This window comes from Pseudomonas sp. TH37, from assembly GCF_016650735.1.
Classification (GTDB): Bacteria; Pseudomonadota; Gammaproteobacteria; order Pseudomonadales; family Pseudomonadaceae; genus Aquipseudomonas; species Aquipseudomonas farris.
On sequence record NZ_JAEKFD010000001.1, the window covers coordinates 803,728 to 820,397 of the forward strand.

12 protein-coding genes and 1 pseudogene are annotated in these 16,670 nt (G+C 58.1%); 5 read left to right on the forward strand and 8 right to left on the reverse strand.

The features are described from left to right. The first annotated feature begins 305 nt into the window (after positions 1 to 305). Positions 306 to 1,781: an inorganic phosphate transporter gene (locus JFU11_RS03805; RefSeq protein ID WP_123719761.1), complete on the forward strand. Its 1,476-nt coding sequence runs from the start codon at positions 306 to 308 to the stop codon at positions 1,779 to 1,781. A 59-nt stretch (positions 1,782 to 1,840) separates the two neighbouring features. Here the strand turns inward: JFU11_RS03805 and JFU11_RS03810 are convergent. From JFU11_RS03810 to JFU11_RS03825, 5 genes and pseudogenes are all read right to left on the reverse strand, one after another. Continuing rightward, a pseudogene (locus JFU11_RS03810) lies at positions 1,841 to 3,094 on the reverse strand (IS3 family transposase). Positions 3,095 to 3,351: 257 nt separating this feature from the next. Then, positions 3,352 to 3,465: a cytochrome c oxidase subunit CcoM gene (ccoM, locus tag JFU11_RS28265; protein WP_010462558.1), complete on the reverse strand. Its 114-nt coding sequence runs from the start codon at positions 3,463 to 3,465 to the stop codon at positions 3,352 to 3,354. A 144-nt stretch (positions 3,466 to 3,609) separates the two neighbouring features. Beyond that, positions 3,610 to 3,771: a hypothetical protein gene (locus tag JFU11_RS03815; protein ID WP_007906621.1), complete on the reverse strand. Its 162-nt coding sequence runs from the start codon at positions 3,769 to 3,771 to the stop codon at positions 3,610 to 3,612. 104 nt (positions 3,772 to 3,875) lie between these two features. Next, complete coding sequence (locus JFU11_RS03820) at positions 3,876 to 4,217, reverse strand: aspartate-semialdehyde dehydrogenase (RefSeq protein ID WP_123719762.1); 342 nt, start codon at positions 4,215 to 4,217, stop codon at positions 3,876 to 3,878. A gap of 4 nt (positions 4,218 to 4,221) precedes the next feature. Continuing rightward, a complete protein-coding gene (locus JFU11_RS03825) occupies positions 4,222 to 4,377 on the reverse strand; it encodes a hypothetical protein (RefSeq protein ID WP_187326389.1) in 156 nt (51 codons plus the stop codon). Between the two features lie 69 nt (positions 4,378 to 4,446). Between JFU11_RS03825 and rapA the strand changes: the two genes are divergently transcribed. After that, positions 4,447 to 7,293: an RNA polymerase-associated protein RapA gene (gene rapA / locus JFU11_RS03830; RefSeq protein ID WP_201059828.1), complete on the forward strand. Its 2,847-nt coding sequence runs from the start codon at positions 4,447 to 4,449 to the stop codon at positions 7,291 to 7,293. 186 nt (positions 7,294 to 7,479) lie between these two features. On the opposite strand, the gene JFU11_RS03835 is transcribed toward rapA, so the two are convergent. Continuing rightward, positions 7,480 to 8,829: an MFS transporter gene (locus JFU11_RS03835; protein WP_038979255.1), complete on the reverse strand. Its 1,350-nt coding sequence runs from the start codon at positions 8,827 to 8,829 to the stop codon at positions 7,480 to 7,482. Positions 8,830 to 9,117: 288 nt separating this feature from the next. On the opposite strand from JFU11_RS03835, the gene JFU11_RS03840 reads away from it, so the two are divergent. Then, the gene (locus JFU11_RS03840) at positions 9,118 to 11,400 is read left to right on the forward strand and encodes a bifunctional diguanylate cyclase/phosphodiesterase (protein WP_123719765.1); all 2,283 of its coding nucleotides are present in this window, start codon (positions 9,118 to 9,120) and stop codon (positions 11,398 to 11,400) included. Here the strand turns inward: JFU11_RS03840 and JFU11_RS03845 are convergent. Continuing rightward, on the reverse strand, positions 11,291 to 12,187 hold the full coding sequence (locus JFU11_RS03845) for an NAD(P)-dependent oxidoreductase (RefSeq protein ID WP_201121223.1): 897 nt from the start codon (positions 12,185 to 12,187) through the stop codon (positions 11,291 to 11,293). The two genes, JFU11_RS03840 and JFU11_RS03845, sit on opposite strands and share 110 nt — an antisense overlap. 199 nt (positions 12,188 to 12,386) lie before the next feature. On the opposite strand from JFU11_RS03845, the gene JFU11_RS03850 reads away from it, so the two are divergent. Beyond that, the gene (locus tag JFU11_RS03850) at positions 12,387 to 14,582 is read left to right on the forward strand and encodes a hypothetical protein (RefSeq protein WP_123719767.1); all 2,196 of its coding nucleotides are present in this window, start codon (positions 12,387 to 12,389) and stop codon (positions 14,580 to 14,582) included. 301 nt (positions 14,583 to 14,883) lie between these two features. Here JFU11_RS03850 and JFU11_RS03855 read toward each other — a convergent pair whose 3' ends face one another. After that, positions 14,884 to 15,189 carry a DUF2288 domain-containing protein gene (locus JFU11_RS03855; RefSeq protein ID WP_038979251.1) on the reverse strand — a complete coding sequence of 102 codons (306 nt, stop codon included), beginning with the start codon at positions 15,187 to 15,189 and terminating at the stop codon, positions 14,884 to 14,886. Positions 15,190 to 15,539: 350 nt separating this feature from the next. Between JFU11_RS03855 and JFU11_RS03860 the strand changes: the two genes are divergently transcribed. Continuing rightward, complete coding sequence (locus JFU11_RS03860) at positions 15,540 to 16,667, forward strand: branched-chain amino acid ABC transporter substrate-binding protein (RefSeq protein ID WP_123719768.1); 1,128 nt, start codon at positions 15,540 to 15,542, stop codon at positions 16,665 to 16,667. Positions 16,668 to 16,670: the final 3 nt, after the last annotated feature.

Sequence of the window (16,670 nt, forward strand, 5' to 3'; positions counted from 1 at the left end):
CGCGCCCGCTACAAGCGGGCAGCGGTCCCCCTCATCCGTTGGATGAGGCAAATGGCTCCTGTCTGACCCTCTTCCAAGATATTTCACACAAGCGTTCAAGCCTCTCGCTCCGTCGGGAGAAACCCTTGTGGCTCCGGCCTTTCCAAGTAAATTCAACGACTTGTAAAACCCCGAAAAAACCCGGGCCCAGGGGGATTTCCACGAATTAATTCGTTGAAGAATGTTACCGATGAGCAGCAAGTGCATCGATTAGCAGTCTTTTCTGGCATAATCGCGCCCCCTTACGACCGGGTCAGAAAACCTTCATGATCGATTTATTCAGCGGACTGGATGCTTGGGTGCTTGTGAGCCTCTTGCTCGCCCTGGCCTTTGTCCTCGCCTTCGAGTTCATCAACGGCTTTCATGACACCGCAAACGCGGTGGCCACTGTTATCTACACCAAAGCCATGCCGCCTCATCTGGCGGTGTTCTTTTCCGGTGTGTTCAACTTCCTCGGCGTGCTGCTGGGCGGTGTTGGCGTGGCGTATGCCATCGTCCATTTGCTGCCGGTAGAACTGCTGATCAATGTGAACACCGGTCACGGACTGGCCATGGTGTTCTCGTTGCTCGCCGCCGCCATCACCTGGAACCTGGGCACCTGGTACTTCGGTATCCCTGCCTCCAGCTCCCACACGCTAATCGGTTCGATCCTCGGTGTCGGCCTGGCCAACGCCCTGATCAACGACATTCCGTTGGCCGATGGTGTGAACTGGCAGAAGGCGATTGATATCGGTGCGTCCCTGGTGTTCTCGCCGATGGCTGGTTTCCTGATCGCAGCCCTGGTGCTGATCGGCCTTAAATGGTGGCGTCCGCTGTCCAAGATGCACAAGACACCGGAACAGCGCCGCAAGATCGACGACAAGAAACACCCGCCGTTCTGGAACCGTCTGGTGCTGGTGATTTCGGCGATGGCAGTCAGCTTCGTGCACGGCTCCAACGATGGCCAGAAAGGTATCGGCCTGATCATGCTGGTGCTGATCGGTATCGTGCCGGCGCAGTTCGTTCTCGACCTGAACAGCACCACCTACCAGATCGAACGTACTCGCGATGCGACCCTGCACTTGAGCCAGTTCTACGAGCGCAACCGCGAATCCCTGGGTGAGTTCCTGGCACTGGGTAAAAGCGTGAAAGGCGATCTGCCGGAGAAATTCCGTTGCAACCCGCAACAGACCGAACCGACCATTGCAGCGCTGCTTGGCACCCTTAAAGGTGTAGCGGACTACCATTCGTTGCCGTCGGAAAGCCGCATCGAAGTACGTCGCTACCTGCTCTGCCTGGACGACACCGCAAAGAAAGTCGCCAAGCTGCCAGGCCTCGCTGCCCGTGAAAAAGCTGACCTGGACAAGCTGCGCAAAGACCTCACCACCACTACCGAATACGCCCCGTTCTGGGTGATTCTGGCGGTCGCACTGGCCCTCGGCCTGGGTACCATGGTCGGCTGGAAACGCGTGGTACTGACCATCGGCGAGAAGATCGGCAAGCAAGGCATGACCTACGCCCAAGGCATGTCGGCGCAGATCACCACCGCGTGCATGATCGGCATGGCCAACATCTTCAGCCTGCCGGTTTCCACCACCCACGTCCTGTCTTCAGGCGTGGCCGGCACCATGGTCGCGAACAAAAGCGGCCTGCAAGGCGGTACTGTCAGAACCATCCTGCTGGCCTGGGTCCTGACACTGCCAGCTACCGTGGCCCTGTCGGCTGGCCTGTTCTGGCTGGCGTCGAAGGCACTGGGTAGCTGATACACCGCTACTGAAAAAGGCGCGTTCCGTGAGGTTCGCGCCTTTTTTATTGCCGCTGTCTAGTCCTGAAATAGGTTTACACCTGTTTCACCCTAACGCCCGATGCACCGCATCGGGCGTTTTGTATTTCAAAGACAGGTGCGGTCGCTCGCCGTTGTAGATCGATACCGACTCACTCACCATCTTCTTCGCTTGCGTCAAATCCTGCGGCCGCTGAAGCATAAGCTCTGTCTTCAGTATCCCGTTGACCCTCTCTGCCAAGGCATTTTGGTAGCAGTCATAGTCATCCGTCATTGAACATCGAATGCCGTATTTCGCGTGCAACGCTTGGTACATCCCCGAGCAATATTGGATACCTCTATCTGAGTGGTGCACCAACGGCTGCTCTGTCCGACGGTGCTTTACCGCCCAGCTCAGCGCGTGTGCTACCGACTCGGCATGAAGGCTTTCATGGACGTGATAGCCCACGATCTTTCGCGAAAAAGCATCCGTCACAAGGCTCAGATAAGCCACACCTTCCTGAGTTGGCAAATAGGTTATGTCAGCCACCCAGACTTGTTCCGGGCCGCAGGGAACAACCTGATCAGGACCTGGTTTGAGCAGGTTCGGGTGGCGGTGAAAGCGATGATGACTATTGGTCGTCTTGTGATAAGCCCGCTTGCGAGCCACCAATAAACGCCGTTCACGCAGAATCGAAAACAGCCGATCTCGCCCCACTTGCAGCTCAAGTCGAGGCTGGCATTGCAGCAAGTAATACAGCTTTCGGGTGCCCAGCCGCGGCTGCCGCAGGCGCTTTTGTTGAACGAAATCGGCAACTTTCTGATCCAGAACCAGACGAGCTGCATCGGCGCGATTGCGTTTGTAGTAAGCCTGGCGGCTTATCCCCATGAACTGGCAAGCCCTGCTGATGCTCAGGTTTTGGATTCGTTTTTGCGCGAGGACTTGCCGGGACGCTTTTTTACGACAGAGAGACCGTAGTCATTTTTCAAGACATCCACGACCGCCTCGAAAAACTGCGCTTTCTGATTGGACAGCGCCAACTGTTCTTCAAGCTCTTTGATGCGTTGTTCTGGCGTTAATGGTCGGTTTTTGTCGGGCATAGACCCCATCCTCGGCGAGCCAATGTATGTGCCTGGGCTCCAATCCTGCCGACCGTGCTTGCGTAACCACGTCAGAACGGTCGTTTTGCCTTGAATCCCGTAGCGCTCCTGAGCCTCTTTATAGCTCAGCTCGCCTTTTTCGACCTGATCGACTACCGACAATTTAAAGGTCAGCGTGTAGTCTCGCTGACTACGCCTTTTTGCTGATTCCATTACGTCCTCCTGAAAAACAGATCAGAAGGTGTAAACCTTATTCAGGACGGGACACGCAATCACACCACTGATCCCTGTGGGAGCGGGCTTGCCCGCGATGACGGCGGCAGATCCGACATTGATGTAACAGACATACCGCTATCGCGGGCAAGCCCGCTCCCACAGTAGTTCTGTACATCTGGCAGATTGTTGCAGGCAAAAAAAAGGGCGACCGAAGTCGCCCAAAATGCCTTGCGTGCTCATTGCTCCAGAAAGACCTACGGTTTGCGCTTATGCGAATCCTTCCAGATAAAAAATCCAAACCCTGCAAAAAACAGAACCATGAGGCCGACTGTCAGCACTCCGGCGATCACCACGTTGTCGAAAAACATGACTAGCCTCCTGCACTTGCCCTGTTGCGATGGGGCTAAGTTAACCAATCGGGCAGGAGAGAAAATTGACCGGGATCAATGCCGCCCTAGACGGGCGTAAAAGGAAGGGAAATAACTGACCTGCATCAACCGATGCAGGGTGTTTCAACGCTTTTTCGGTTTGTTCTTCGGTTTTTTCTTCGCTTTGCCCAACGGCATCGCCTGCTCGAACGCCTGGCGTACTTCGTTCAGGCGCTTTTCATTAAGGTCATGAACCCGCTTGGCGCGTTCGGTGTTGAGGTCAATCAGCTTGTCATCTTGGCTCATGGCGTTCAGTGCATCGCTTGGAAATGAATTCAACTGCCGGTAAAGGCGACAGGATTACGCCAATAATGCGGTCTGGCGCGGGCGCTGACCAGTGATCCGACACTTCAGATCTCGATATCGACCCACAATCCCTGACGTGGCTGATCCTCCATCAACGGCACCACCGGTACGGTGTTGTCGGCATTGAGCTCATTACCGGGGATCGCCAGGTGCTCTTCGGGATCTTCATCGGCCTCACGACGGCGCCGCTCCCGTTCCTGCTGCCGACGCTGTTCCTCGCGCAGTTGCAGGCCCGCCTCTTCCGGATCGCGTTTTTGCAGGTCGATGGTGCTTTCGTTGGAGCTTTCCTGCACCGACACCACGGGCGGAATATCCGGGCGCTGGCGAATCGGATCCTGCTGTGAAGTGATTGGTACGGCGCTCAAGGGGAGCATCGGTGGCAACATATTATTAGTCTCCTGTCAGCAGGCTGTCGGCTGCGGGGATGGCGACTTGAGCCATCGGTCGCAAACTTGTGACCCGCCTGGCACCGTAGTAGCTGGTGCAGCCTGCGATCTTTTGATCTTCATCTCCTGAAAAGTTCGCATCCTCCATCAGCGCGCGCATGTAATCCTTTGGTCCTGAAGGCTCATTCCGTTAAGATAGCCCGCTTTTTCAAGGTGGGAGTCAGGCAGCATGGCGCAGCAGTATCAACCGGGGCAACGCTGGATCAGTGACAGCGAAGCCGAGCTGGGTTTGGGCACCGTTCTGGCACAGGACGGCCGCTTGTTGACCGTGCTCTACCCGGCCACTGGCGAGACTCGCCAGTACGCGCTACGGAATGCGCCCCTCACCCGCGTGCGGTTTTCACCGGGTGACAGCATCACTCACTTCGAAGGCTGGAAACTGACCGTACAGGAAGTCGACGACGTCGATGGCCTGCTGGTCTACCACGGCCTCAACGCGCAAAACGAAGTGGTTAGCCTGCCGGAAACCCAGCTGTCGAACTTCATTCAGTTCCGTCTGGCCAGCGACCGTTTGTTCGCCGGACAGATCGACCCGCTGGCCTGGTTCTCCCTGCGCTACAACACCCTGGAACACACCAGCCGCCAGTTGCAGTCCTCGCTCTGGGGCTTGGGCGGCGTGCGTGCGCAACCGATCGCGCACCAGCTGCACATTGCCCGTGAAGTCGCCGACCGCATCGCGCCGCGCGTTCTGCTGGCAGACGAAGTGGGCTTGGGCAAGACCATCGAAGCCGGTCTGGTGATCCATCGCCAACTGCTCTCGGGCCGCGCCAACCGGGTATTGATCCTGGTGCCGGAAAACCTCCAGCACCAATGGCTGGTGGAGATGCGCCGCCGCTTCAACCTGCAAGTCGCGCTGTTCGACGAAGAACGCTTCATCGAAAGCGATGCCGCCAACCCGTTCGAAGACACCCAGCTTGCATTGGTTGCGCTCGAATGGCTGGTGGACGACGAAAAGGCCCAGGACGCATTGTTTGCGGCCGGCTGGGATTTGCTGGTGGTCGACGAAGCGCACCACCTGGTGTGGCACGAAGACCAGGTCAGCCCTCAGTACTCCTTGGTGGAGCAACTGGCCGAAGTCATTCCCGGCGTATTGCTGCTGACCGCGACCCCGGAACAACTGGGTCAGGACAGCCACTTCGCCCGTCTGCGCCTGCTCGACCCGAACCGTTTCCATGACCTGCACGCCTTCCGCGCCGAGAGCGAAAACTATCGCCCGGTGGCCGAAGCCGTTCAGGAGCTGCTGGACAAAGGGCGTCTGTCGCCTGAAGCGCACAAGACCATCCACGGTTTCCTCGGCAACGAAGGCGAAGCCCTGCTGACCGCCGTCAATGATGGCGACACCGAAGCCAGCGCTCGTCTGGTCCGCGAACTGCTGGACCGTCACGGCACCGGCCGCGTGCTGTTCCGTAATACCCGCGCCGCCGTGCAGGGTTTCCCGGAGCGCAAACTGCACCCGTACCCGCTGCCGTGCCCGGCCGAATACCTCGAACTGCCATTGGGCGATCACGCCGAGTTGTACCCGGAAGTCAGCTTCCAGGCCCAGCCGGACGCCAATGAAGAAGAGCGCTGGTGGAAATTCGACCCGCGTGTCGAGTGGCTGATCGACACCCTGAAAATGCTCAAGCGCACCAAAGTGCTGGTGATCTGCGCCCACGCCGAAACCGCCATGGACCTGGAAGACGCCTTGCGCGTACGTTCCGGCATTCCGGCCACGGTCTTCCACGAAGGCATGAACATCCTCGAGCGTGACCGCGCCGCCGCCTACTTCGCCGACGAAGAGTTTGGTGCTCAGGTGCTGATCTGCTCGGAAATCGGCAGTGAAGGTCGCAACTTCCAGTTCTCGCACCATCTGGTGCTGTTCGATCTGCCGTCGCACCCGGACCTGCTGGAGCAGCGTATCGGTCGTCTCGACCGGATCGGTCAGAAGCACATCATCGAGCTGCACGTGCCGTACCTGGAAACCAGCCCGCAAGAGCGGCTGTACCAGTGGTATCACGAAGCGCTGAACGCGTTCCTCAACACCTGCCCGACCGGCAACGCCTTGCAGCATCAGTTCGGCCCGCGCCTGCTGCCGCTGCTGGAAAACGCCGATGACGGCGAGTGGCAAGCGCTGATCGACGAAGCCCGTGCCGAACGTGAGCGTCTGGAAGCCGAACTGCACACCGGTCGCGACCGCTTGCTGGAACTCAACTCCGGCGGTGCTGGCGAAGGTGATGCGCTGGTCGAGGACATCCTCGAACAAGACGATCAGTTCGCCCTTCCGATCTACATGGAAACCCTGTTCGACGCCTTCGGCATCGACAGCGAAGACCATTCGGAAAACGCGCTGATCCTCAAGCCAAGCGAAAAAATGCTCGACGCCAGCTTCCCGCTGGGCGACGACGAAGGCGTGACCATCACCTACGACCGCAACCAGGCGTTGTCTCGCGAAGACATGCAATTCATCACCTGGGAACACCCGATGGTTCAGGGCGGCATGGACCTGGTCCTGTCCGGTTCGATGGGCAACACCGCCGTGGCGTTGATCAAGAACAAGGCGCTGAAACCAGGCACCGTGTTGCTGGAACTGCTCTACGTCAGCGAAGTGGTTGCCCCGCGCTCGCTGCAACTGGGCCGTTACCTGCCGCCGGCCGCGCTGCGCTGCCTGCTCGACGCCAACGGCAACGACCTGTCGACCCGAGTGTCGTTCGAAACCCTGAACGACCAATTGGAAAGCGTACCCCGCGCCAGCGCCAACAAGTTCATCCAGGCCCAGCGCGACCAGCTGACGCCACGGATCAACGCCGGCGAAGAGAAAATCACCCCGCGTCACGCCGAGCGCGTGGCCGAGGCGCAACGTCGCCTGGCAGCGGATACCGACGAAGAACTGGCACGCCTGACCGCGTTGCAAGCGGTCAACCCGACCGTGCGCGACAGCGAACTAGTTGCCCTGCGCAAGCAACGTGAGCAAGGCCTGGCCATGCTCGACAAAGCGGCGCTGCGACTGGAAGCGATCCGAGTGTTGGTGGCGGGTTAACAACCCTCCCCCACCGCTATAAAAAGAAGGCCTGCAGCGATGCGGGCCTTTTTTTGTCTGCTTGATTGTTGCGCTGTTGCTGATGGCCTCATCGCGGGCAAGCCCGCTCCCACAGGGATTGGTGTTGAATATGAAATCTATCAGCAACCAAATTTACTGTGGGAGCGGGCTTGCCCGCGATGGCGATTAGGCAGTCGCCGCAGAACCCACAGGCTCAACCACCGCCACCAACCCTTCCTTCATCCGCTTGGCATCCCTAACAAAACACCGCGAGGCCAAAAACAGAAACACCATGGTAAAGAACAGCGCCACCGGAATCAGGTACATCGCGTCATGCAAACCAACAGCCTTGAACGCTTCGGTCATCTGCTCGGCGCCGGCCGAGAGCATCGCCGTGTGCGCGAAGTGATCCGACAATCCGCCCACCACCACCGGCCCCAATCCCCCACCCAGCAGATATAACCCGGCAAAGAACAGCGCCATCGCCGTGGCTCGCAGGCGCGGTTCGACCACGTCCTGGATCGCCGTGTACACACAGGTATAGAAGTTGTAGGCAAACAACCACCCCAGGCTGAACACCGCGACAAATACCCCGATCTCGATCCGTCCGGCATGCAGCGCCCAAGCCGTGCACACGGTCGAAATGATCAGACTGAATGCCGCGAACAGCAGCCGACCATTGGCCACGCGCTGGTGAATCTTGTCGGCGATCCAGCCGCCGAGCGTCAGGCCGAACAACCCGGTCACCCCAACGATCACCCCGGTCGCCACTGCTGCGTCCTGCAACGGCATCAGGAAATAGCGCTGCAGCATCGGCACCAGAAACGAGTTGCAGGCATAGGTCGCGAAGTTGAAGCACAGCCCCGCCATCACCAGCCACAGGAAAGTCGGCACCGCCAGCACTCGACGGATCGGCCGGTCCACGCGCTCCTGAGACACTTGCACGCTTTCCGCTGCGCCGCGTTTCGGCTCTTTTATGAAGAACATGAAGACCGCCAGGATCAGCCCCGGCACCGCAGCGATGAAGAACGGCGCGCGCCAGCTGTCGAACGCCTTGACCATCCAGCCGATGGTGAAGAACGCCAGCAACAGGCCCAACGGCAAACCGAGCATGAAAATGCCCATGGCCCGAGCCCGACGATGAGCCGGGAACAAATCGCCGATCAGCGAGTTGGCGGCCGGCGCGTAACTGGCTTCACCGATGCCGATGCCCATGCGCACGATCAGGAAACTCCAGAAACTGCCCACCAGCCCGTTGACCGCGGTCAGCCCACTCCACGCCGCCAGACCCCAGCCCATCAATTTGCTTCGCGAACCGGTATCGGCCAATCGCCCCAGGGGCAGGCCGGCAATGGCGTAAACAATGGTGAATGCGGTCCCGATGATCCCCAGTTGAAAGTCGCTGAGGTGCCACTCCATGCGGATCGGCTCGATGATGATGGCCGGGATGGTGCGATCGAAGAAGTTGAACAGGTTGGCGAGGAACAGCAGGAACAGAATGCGCCAGGCATTCGCCGCTTGGGTCGAGTTCTGCATGGGTCCGTCTCTTTATTGTTATTGGGGCTTCACTGCCAACGCATTCGAGCCCGGAGCCGTCAATCTAGTCAGGCCCGCCAGTGCTGTCTGTAATTATTCGTAATCCTGATACCCCTCCATGGCCACCAATGCGGGCCATGAAACAATTTATTTCCAATCGTTCTAAAAGCCATTCCAAAAACATTGGCATTAATAGGCCACCACCCCTTGCGCTCCATGCAAGGCCTCTATACTGCAAGCATTCGCCAGCGTACATGGCGCAGGATGATTCAGAGATGGGGCAATGCTATGGAGTGGCTTGGTTTGCATTTCATGACCGGGCTACCGGAGAGCGGGCAGGTCATACTCGATTGCACCCATAACCCTTTTCTGGTGCTGCTGGCCTATCTGGTGGCTTGCGTGGCCGGCTTCGCCACGCTGGACATGACCGAGCGGGTCGGCCATGTGGAAAAATCCGCCTCCCAACGACTCTGGCGCTGGGTCGGTGCCGGGTGTCTGGCAGGCGGTATCTGGGCCATGCATTTCATCAGCATGCTGGCGTTCCAGGCGCCGATCGAAATCCATTACCACCTGCCCACGACCCTGCTCTCGCTGTTGTTCGCCCTGACCGCCTCATGGCTGGCCATGCACACCCTCAGCCATCCTCAGTTGAATTTCTGGCAATACCTGCGAGCCGCAGTGTGGATCGGCCTGGGCATCGCAACCATGCATTACGTGGGTATGGCCGCCCTGCGCTCGAATGCGATGGCCTACTACCAACCCGTGCTGTTCGTGCTTTCCATCGTGATCGCCATCGGTGCCAGCCTGGCCGCCCTGTTGATTTCCAGTCACCTGCGCGATGGCGCCGGCGTGTTTCATCAATTGCTCAAATACACCGCCAGCCTGGTGCTCGGAGCCGGCATCTTCAGCATGCATTTCACCGGCATGGCGGCGTTCAGCCTAGTGCTGCCCGCTGGCAGCCTTGAGCCCCTGCCCAGCGACAACAATCACCTGCAATTGGGGCTGACGGTAGCGGTCATGACGCTGCTGATCATCGGCAGCGGCATCAGCGCTGCATGGGCGGACAAGAAACTGCAACACAAAGAGCATGACCTGCAGCGGGTCAACGCCCTGCTCAGTCAACTGGATCAGGCACGCATGTCGCTGCAACAGGTGGCGCATTACGACCCCTTGACCAACCTGATCAACCGCCGGGGCTTCAACCAGATCTTCGCCGAGAAACTCATCGAGAAAACCAACGAAGGCGGCATGCTGGCGGTGATGTTCCTCGACATCGACCACTTCAAGCGGATCAATGACAGCCTCGGCCATGACGCTGGCGACGAATTGCTCAAAGTCCTGGCCGGCCACATCAAGGCCTCGGTGCGCAGTCACGAAGACGTGGTGGCGCGCTTTGGAGGCGATGAATTCTGCATCCTCATCACTCTGTACGACCTTGAAGAAGCGCGGCAAATGGCTCAACGCATCATGCTGAAAATGAAGGAGCCCATCGAGTTGTCCGGACGGCGTATGGTCATGACCACCAGCATCGGCATCAGCCTGTTTCCGGAAGACGGCAAGACCTGTGAAGAATTGCTGAAAAACGCCGACCTGGCGCTGTATCAGTCCAAGGACTGCGGTCGTAACGCCCTGCACTTTTTCAGTTCAAACCTGAAAACCCGCGCCACCCTGGAGTTACAACTCGAAGAGGAACTGCGTCACGCCCTGCGCGAAAACATCGGGTTGATGCTGTATTACCAGCCGATCTATGACCTGAGAATCGGCCAGGTCACCAAACTTGAAGCGCTGATTCGCTGGCAGCACCCGGTTCACGGATTGCTCACGCCAGATCGGTTCATCGCCATCGCCGAAGCCAATGGCCTGATCGCCGATCTGGACAACTGGGTGCTGCGCAAGGCCTGCGAAGACTTGGGCGAGCTGTCCCGGCACGACTGCGAAGAACTCCGAATCGCGGTGAATTGCTCGCCCCTGAACCTGGCGCGAGAAGAACTGGCCGATGAAATCGAACACGCCTTGCACGCCTTCGGGGTGGCGCCACACCGACTGGAACTGGAAGTCACCGAGAATGCGCTGATGGGCAATATCAGCAACACCCTGGTGTTGCTGCGGCAGATTCGCGCCCTCGGGGTCTCGTTGTCGATCGATGACTTCGGCACCGGCTATTCATCCCTGGCCTACCTCAGGCGCCTGCCATTAAACACGTTGAAGATCGACCGCTCGTTCATTCAGGACATCCCCAAGGCTACCCAGGACATGGAGATCGTCCAGGCCATTATCGTCATGGCGCATACCCTGCATTTGCAGGTCGTTACCGAAGGCGTCGAAACCTTCGAGCAATACGATTTTCTCGAACGCCATGGCTGCGATTTCGTTCAGGGCTACCTGCTCAGCCGTCCGGTGCCGCTGGCCGAGTTGCGTCCGGTGCTGGCCGAAATCAACCAGCGCAAGCACGCGCACACCGTCAATCCTTTGAGTCTGGCTCGCGGTATAACTGCACTAGCGTCGACGGATCCTTTTCCAGGAACCCCTGCCCCCCATGGAGGCGCATCAGTTGTGCGGCCAATCCGCTGATCGGCGTGGCCGAGCCTTGTTCACGGGAGAATTTCACGGCAGTGTCGAGGTCCTTGAGCAGCGTGCGCACGTGCCATTTCACCGGCTCGAAACGGCTTTCGGCCATTTGCGGCGCGAGAATCTGCAACGGTTTTGAATCGGCGAAACCACCGGCCAGCGCCTCGGCGATCAGGCGGGCGTCGACCCCGGAACGCTCGGCCAGGGCTACTACTTCGGCAATGACCAAGGCATTGCAGGCGACGATCATCTGATTGCAGGCCTTGGTCACCTGCCCCGCACCGACGGCGCCCATGTGGGTCACGCGCTGGCCAAGGGTCAACAACACCGGCCGCACGCGCGCAAGGTCTGCCGCTTCGCCCCCGACCATGATCGCCAGGCTGCCGGCCTCGGCACCGACCACTCCGCCAGAGACCGGCGCATCGAGCCAACTCATACCGGTTTTACTCGCTAATGCGCTCGCCATTTCCCCCATCGCGGTGGGTTCCAGGCTGGAAAAATCCACCAGCAACTGTCCGCTTTTCGCCCCCTCGGCAATGCCTGCCGGGCCAAACACTACCTCGCGGACAACCGCGGTATCGGCCAGACACAGCATCACCAGGTCCGCGTGCTGACACAGTTCGGCCGGTGTCGCCACTTGCCGCGCGCCGGCCTCGACCAGTGCTGCGCACTTGGCCGGGTTGCGGTTCCACACCGTCAGCGGATAACCCGCCGCCAACAGGCGTCGGCACATCGGCAAGCCCATCAGACCGATTCCGGCAAACCCCAGCGCAGGCAACGTTGCCATCATTTAGCCCCCTTTTGATTAAAGATCATCGAATATTGGCCGATTCATCATGATTAAGGAAAGGATTCCCCCGAGCGATGCTCAGGCCCAGGCCCTGATGCTTGGGCCACATTCGCGCAGCGAGAAAAGACGCGAGATCCCATTCCGTGATGACTCGATGACACTTGTCGCCGAGCCAACCAGTCCAGGTATATGGCGCACAATGACTTCTAAAAATAACCCGGCCACCGCGGTATCCGACCTGACCCTGAGCCCCGCGGCGAACAGCCCCTCATCGTCGAAGCCATTGAGCCCGTCACGTCCGCTGGCGACTCAGCAATACCTGTATTTCACCGAAACCAATACCGACCGCATCCTCGACAACCTCGACGGCCTGCGCGACCTGGTGTTCCCGCGCCCACCGCACCTGGAAGGCGACAACGAACAGCACAGCGATCAGGAATTCCCGTCGGTGTGCCTGATCGGCCTGGGCCGTTGTGGTTCGAACATCGCGCTGGACGTGGCGGAGCTTGTGTACAACGCCCGCAAGTTCTACCTCAACGAATTCAACAACGAAGACCGTCTGTCGCCGGATAAACGCTACGCCGAAAAGGGCTACAGCCCAGCGCAATGGATTCGCAATAACCTGCGCCTGGGGCCGAACAAGGCCAGCAAACCGGTGTTTCTGGTCGAACCTCTGGTGATGCTCGGCGACCTGGACAAAGACATCGCCGGTCGCATCCGCTTCTCGCGCAAAGGCGAAAAAAGCGGCTTTTTGCGCGACTACAGCAAAATGAAAATCATGGACTTGTCGGAAGTCCACGCCGGTGGCGCCGGTAACGCGCCGATCCTCGGCCAGTACCTGGCCAAGATCATCCTGAACAAGGACACCCAGCGGTTCTCCAGCCCTGACTGGAAGATGATTCACTCGTACCTGATCGACAGCTGCGGGATCAAGGCCAACCAGTCGCGCCTGTATTTCTCGATCTTCAGCGCGGGCGGCGGTACCGGTTCGGGCATGGCCTCGGAGTTCGGCCTGGCCCAGCAGCACTCGTACATGAACAAGACGTTCGACACCAAGCCGATGGACGAGCACGACAGCAAGAGCGGTCACTCCTTCGTCTTCGAGCCGATCTTCACCAGCGGTATTTGCGTACTGCCGAACATTTCCGATCACCGCAGCGAAATGTCCGAGGCGCTGCACATCAACGCCGGTCGCCTGCTGTGTAAATACCTGTCGGAAGAGTGGGACTTCTCCTACAACTTCGCCAACGAAGACAGCAGCGAAGCCAGCGTCATGGGCCGTATTCGCCCATGGAACGCGATGATGCTGATCTCTAACGACATCATGCGTTATGCCGAAGAAAGCGATGACGGCAATATCCAGAACATTGATGTCAATGCCATGGAAAAGCACGCCAACCAGTACATCTCACAGCAGATCTTCAACATTCTGACAGCGCAGGCGGTGACCACCGACTACGACCAGAACTATTTCCGTCGCGCCGGCATCGACATCGGCGAAACCATTCGCCTGGACGCCAACGACCTGTTCATGAGCCTGGCCGGCCCGGTGGCGATTGCCTACGCCGAGTCCGTGGTGCCGGAAACTCCACCGCCGAGCAGCGACAAGTTCAAGGTGTTCGAGAAAGAGCCGCAGCGCCTGAACATCGACGACCTGTTCTTCCGCTCCATCGACCTGCCGCACTTCAACAAGGTCACCCAGGCGATCGAAGGCATCAGCCTGTTGCCGATCGAGTCCAAGCGCTATCGCGCCTCGCTTGAGCAGTACAAGAATTCAGGCTATGACGCGGCTGCGTTGCACGACCTGCACTTCTTCAAGAATTGCTCGTCGGTGGTGTCGATTGTTTCGCTGCCCAAAGACTACAAGCTGTCCTACATGGACCTGAACCGGTTGAAGACCCACCTCAACAGCCTGTTCCCCAACACCACGCTCAAGCGTTATGCGCTGGTGATCGGCGCGTCGGCCAACTTGTCGCTGACTACATTGATCGCCAAGAGCCCGTGTCTGTCGGACGACTTTTTGACCCTGATCGTGGCCTTCATCAAGCGCTGTTTTGCGAAAAACCCGTACCGCTTCGACGAGACGCTGGACAACTCGATCCTGGACTTCATCATCAATGAAGACTTCGACGAAGACCGCATCAACGAACTGCTCAACGAATTCGAAAACCCGGCGAAAATCCTCGATACCAACTGGTACGCGATCAAACCGATGTACGAGAAGAAGTACCGCGAGCTGATCAACGACAAAGACAAGTTTGTCTCGATCAATGACATTCGTTTGTCCCGGGATTGCGTGAAGAAGGCGATCAAGTATCTGCGCGAGATTTACCGTCACCGGATTGGCAAGACCAAGGTTATTTCGCTTAATAATCATACCGGCAAGACAGCTTGAGCCAAGCCCGAAAAGATCGCAGCCTTCGGCAGCTCCTACGGGCTGCGGTTCACATGACATCGCAGCGCGCCTTTGTAGGAGCTGCCGAAGGCTGCGATCTTTTGATCTGATCTTTTGATCTTTTTTCCAACATTCAGAAACAATTAAGCAGCCAATCGGCTGCTCAATAAACTGTTCCCGTTACGTTTACGTCACCCTTGCCAAGACCCTTCTGTGGCCTTTCTCTACGGCAACATGCCATCACGCTACTCGGCTACACACTTTTAACCGACAAAGCCACGCACCAAATAAGTGCAAGCGCTCAGCTCGTCGCCCTTTCCTGGATCAGAATCCACGGCGAAACCACCACCGCCCAAAGCTCCGGATCGCGTTCGAAAAGATCCAGCGCCCGCGTTTCAGACAGCTTGGCGACCTTGTCGGCGGCCAGCCAGGCAGCGACTTTCTCGCCTTCATCGGTTGCCACTGCTTCTGCTGCAGCGATCAAATCCAGGCCTGGATCGACCCACAATAGGGCACCCCTGGCGAAGAACGGCTCCAACTCTTTCCAGGAAATAGATGCGGTCTCACCAAGCAGCTTGGCATAGAGGGTGCTAGGTTCTTGAGTCATGGGTTTCTGTCCGCAAAGAAAATCGACGTGAATGATAACGTCGGTATTGCGCCAGAAAAACCCGGATGCAATTGCGTTACCGATTGAAAAACGTAGGAAAGCCAAGGAATGCTGCTGAATCAAGTATTAGCCAGCTAACATCCCGCCGTGATTCTGTCTTTTTCTTTCAATAAAGCGACACCCTCAGGTTTTGCCCCCTGGCGCCAGCTTCCCAGGCTAACAATCGGCGCTCTACACTGTACCGGTACAGTTGCCGGGGGCATTTTCCGGAGGATATCAACGATATCTGACCCGGTTCTGCTGCTACGGCGCCAGGACTATAAAAACTACAACAGTAAGAGTGGAGCACTATGACTAAGGCTACTAAGCAGATTTCAAAACTGTTTGCCGCTATGGTTCTGGCCGGGGTTGCCAGCCATTCGTTCGCCGCTGACACCATCAAGATCGGTATCGCCGGCCCTAAAACCGGCCCTGTAGCCCAATACGGCGACATGCAGTTCAGTGGCTCCAAAATGGCCATCGAACAAATCAACGCCAAGGGCGGCGTCGACGGCAAGAAACTCGAAGCCGTTGAATACGACGATGCCTGCGATCCAAAACAAGCGGTTGCTGTTGCGAACAAAGTCGTCAACGACGGCGTCAAGTTCGTGGTCGGTCACCTGTGCTCCAGCTCCACTCAACCGGCTTCGGACATCTACGAAGACGAAGGCGTGATCATGATCACTCCGGCTGCCACCAGCCCGGACATCACCACCCGTGGTTACAAAATGATCTTCCGCACTATCGGTCTGGACAGCGCCCAGGGCCCTGCAGCCGGTAACTACATTGCTGACTTCGTAAAACCGAAAATCGTTGCTGTTCTGCACGACAAACAGCAATACGGTGAAGGCATCGCCAGCGCCGTGAAGAAAACTCTGGAAGCCAAAGGCGTCAAGGTTGCCGTGTTCGAAGGCATCAACGCCGGCGACAAAGACTTCTCTTCGATGGTCTCCAAGCTCAAGCAAGCCAACGTCGACTTCGTCTACTACGGCGGCTACCACCCAGAGCTGGGTCTGATCCTGCGTCAATCCCAGGAAAAAGGCCTGAAAGCCAAGTTCATGGGTCCGGAAGGCGTGGGTAACGACTCCATTTCGCAGATCGCCAAGGAAGCTTCCGAAGGCCTGCTGGTGACCCTGCCGAAATCCTTCGACCAGGATCCGGCCAACATTGCCCTGGCTGACGCGTTCAAAGCCAAGAAAGAAGACCCGAGCGGTCCGTTCGTGTTCCCGGCCTACTCGGCTGTGCAAGTCATCGCCGAAGGCATCAAGGCCGCGAAGAGCGAAGACACTGCCAAAGTCGCTGAAGCTATCCACAAAGGCACGTTCAAAACCCCGACCGGCGATCTGTCTTTCGACGAAAAGGGCGACCTGAAGGACTTCAAATTCGTGGTTTACCAGTGGCACTTCGGCAAACCTAAAACTGAAGTTTCGCCTCAGTAAGGC